The sequence below is a fragment of the Brevundimonas sp. genome (assembly GCF_018608325.1).
In the GTDB taxonomy this organism is placed as follows: Bacteria; Pseudomonadota; Alphaproteobacteria; order Caulobacterales; family Caulobacteraceae; genus Brevundimonas.
In genome coordinates this window covers 5,230-7,392 of sequence record NZ_JABAZW010000153.1, presented here as the reverse complement: position 1 = coordinate 7,392, position 2,163 = coordinate 5,230, and the positions used below count along the sequence as shown (strand labels likewise).

At 65.2% G+C, this 2,163-nt stretch carries 4 protein-coding genes; 1 reads left to right on the top strand and 3 read right to left on the bottom strand.

The genetic code is table 11. The features are described 5' to 3' along the window. Positions 1-542, top strand: a 542-nt coding sequence (gene istB / locus QZ281_RS15325) for an IS21-like element helper ATPase IstB (RefSeq protein ID WP_292229837.1), incomplete at its 5' end; no start/stop codon positions are given. A 177-nt stretch (positions 543-719) separates the two neighbouring features. Here istB and QZ281_RS15320 read toward each other — a convergent pair. The 3 genes from QZ281_RS15320 to QZ281_RS15310 all read right to left on the bottom strand — a co-directional run. Next, the gene (locus tag QZ281_RS15320) at positions 720-1,418 is read right to left on the bottom strand and encodes a hypothetical protein (protein WP_003168014.1); all 699 of its coding nucleotides are present in this window, start codon (positions 1,416-1,418) and stop codon (positions 720-722) included. Positions 1,419-1,496: 78 nt separating this feature from the next. Continuing rightward, entirely contained in the window at positions 1,497-1,709 is a 213-nt protein-coding gene (locus tag QZ281_RS15315) for a hypothetical protein (RefSeq protein ID WP_035284356.1), read from the bottom strand. Between the two features lie 61 nt (positions 1,710-1,770). Then, positions 1,771-2,163: hypothetical protein (locus QZ281_RS15310; protein WP_292229836.1), on the bottom strand; the 393-nt coding region annotated here is incomplete at its 5' end.

The following is a 2,163-nucleotide window of genomic DNA, read 5'->3' as shown; positions in this document are numbered from 1 at the left end:
CCAGGCTGCCCGCCGTGAAGGACCTCGACGCCTTCGTGTTCGACGACACGCCGATCAACGAGGGGCTGGTGCGCTCGCTTCACAGCGGCGCCTTCCTGGCGAACCGGCGCAACATCGTGCTGGTCGGCGGGACCGGCACGGGCAAGACCCACCTGGCCACCGCCATCATCGCCAACGTCGTGCGGGCCGGGGCGCGTGGCCGGTACTTCAACACCGTCGACCTGGTGAACCGCCTCGAGGAGGAGACCCGCCTGGGCAAGGCCGGTGCGCTGGCTGCTCACCTCTGCCGCCTCGACGTCGTGGTCCTCGACGAGCTTGGCTACCTGCCGTTCGCCCGCTCGGGCGGCCAGCTGCTGTTCCACCTGATCAGCAAGCTCTACGAGCGGACCTCGGTGATCGTCACGACCAACCTCGCCTTCGGCGAATGGCCGACCGTGTTCGGCGATCCCAAGATGACCACGGCCCTGCTCGACCGCATCACCCACCACTGCGACATCGTCGAGACCGGCAACGACAGCTGGCGCTTCAAACACCGCAGCTAACCCTCCACGAAGAACGCCAGGCGAGGGTTGAGCCTCCGGTCGGGCTACGCCCTCCCTACGCCCCAACCCTCGCAAGCGGTGCGCTCGTGACGTCCATCCCGAACCTCAAAAGGGGGTCCCTATTGCACGCCGATAGGGGGTCCCTTTTAGGGTGGTGACTTAGCAAACGGGCAATTGTTAGTAAGCGCCGTCGGATGGGCTGACGCCTTGCTCCAGGGGCTCGTCCTGCTGGCGAAGCGTGACGATGCGGCTGGCTACTAAGCCTGCCGCTTCCTCGTCCAGTTCGTCCGCATATTCGGACATGTGCTGGCGACGGAGCATCCGGGTCCACGCACCATCAGCGCCTCCCCGATCTCGCTCTTCCGCATAGTCGAACCACATCCCGTCGACATCGAGGCTGGCGCTGGCCACGGCGTCGAAGAAGTCCTCACTCAAGTCGTCCTCCTCTTCAGGCTGCCAAGGGCCGAACCGTCGCGCATAGTCCTGGTCCGCTGCGCCGAAGAGAGAATTGGTGAAAGCCTCGTGGTTGCCTGAGTCGAGTCCAAGATCATCGCGGAAGGTCTGCCTGTAGGCCTCCTCAACCAAGGCGGTCAGGTAGATATAGAACGCGGGCTGCTCGCCAGTGGGGCGCCTCGGTCCAACCGCCTCGAAGGTCGTCTTCAGTGTCTCGATCGCATGCGCGATGATCGGCTGGCCGGGGAATATGAGGCCCTCAAACAAGCCGGGCGTGCCTTGCTCATGCTCGGCCTCGCGCTCTTCCCGGACCGGGCTCGGTGCGCTCGACGTTCGGGCAGACGCTTTGAGAAGCCCCCTGAGCACCGCTCCGGCCAAGACCCACAGTAGTCCCCATTTCGCCAAGCCGGTGTATTCGTCCATGAGCGCAAGCTACCCGCGTTCGCCCACGGGGCAAGGCTGTGCGGCGTAGCGGGGCGACCGGCCGAAGCGCCAAGCCAGCTAGAGCGCGCGGATGACCTTTTTGGCTTGCTTGCAGACCGAACAGGTCCCCATCTCCTGCCGAAAGTCGGAGGTCGTTGCGAGCGCGCCCGTGACCTGCGCCGGATGCGCGCCGTCATTCGAAAGCCCGGTGCCGCGCGCGACGCACTTGTTGCAGACGGCCTGCGGCCGCAGTGAGGTGATGTAGTCGTTGATCTTCTGCGGAACCGTCATCACCACCCCCGTCATCTGTTGAGCCCGAAGCGTAGCAGCCGGCGCGCAGATCACACCAGGGTCAGCGAGGATCACGATAGCCGCGCGTGTGATAGCTGCCGAGACACATGTTGCAGATCGTGCTGCGGTCGGGCTGGAGGGCTTCGGCCAACGCCTTCGCGCCATCGAGGTCTTCACAGGCCAGCCAGCGACCGGACTTGGTGTCGCCCTTGCCTCCCTTGCCCCGACCGTCGTTGCAGTTCTTGCACGCGTGGGAGTGCACCTTCGTCTGATGGTGCACCTTGCTCTCGTAGACCCAGAAGGGCGCGCGCACGGGCTGGTCAGCCTTCGGCTTCGAGAAGAGAGCCTTGAGGCGCTCGGCCGCTTCCTTCTTCGCCTGCCGCTCCTGGTACTCCTGCCGCTTCGCCTCCTGGTACTCGGCCTTGGCGCGCAGCACAAGCGACGTGTCGCGGAA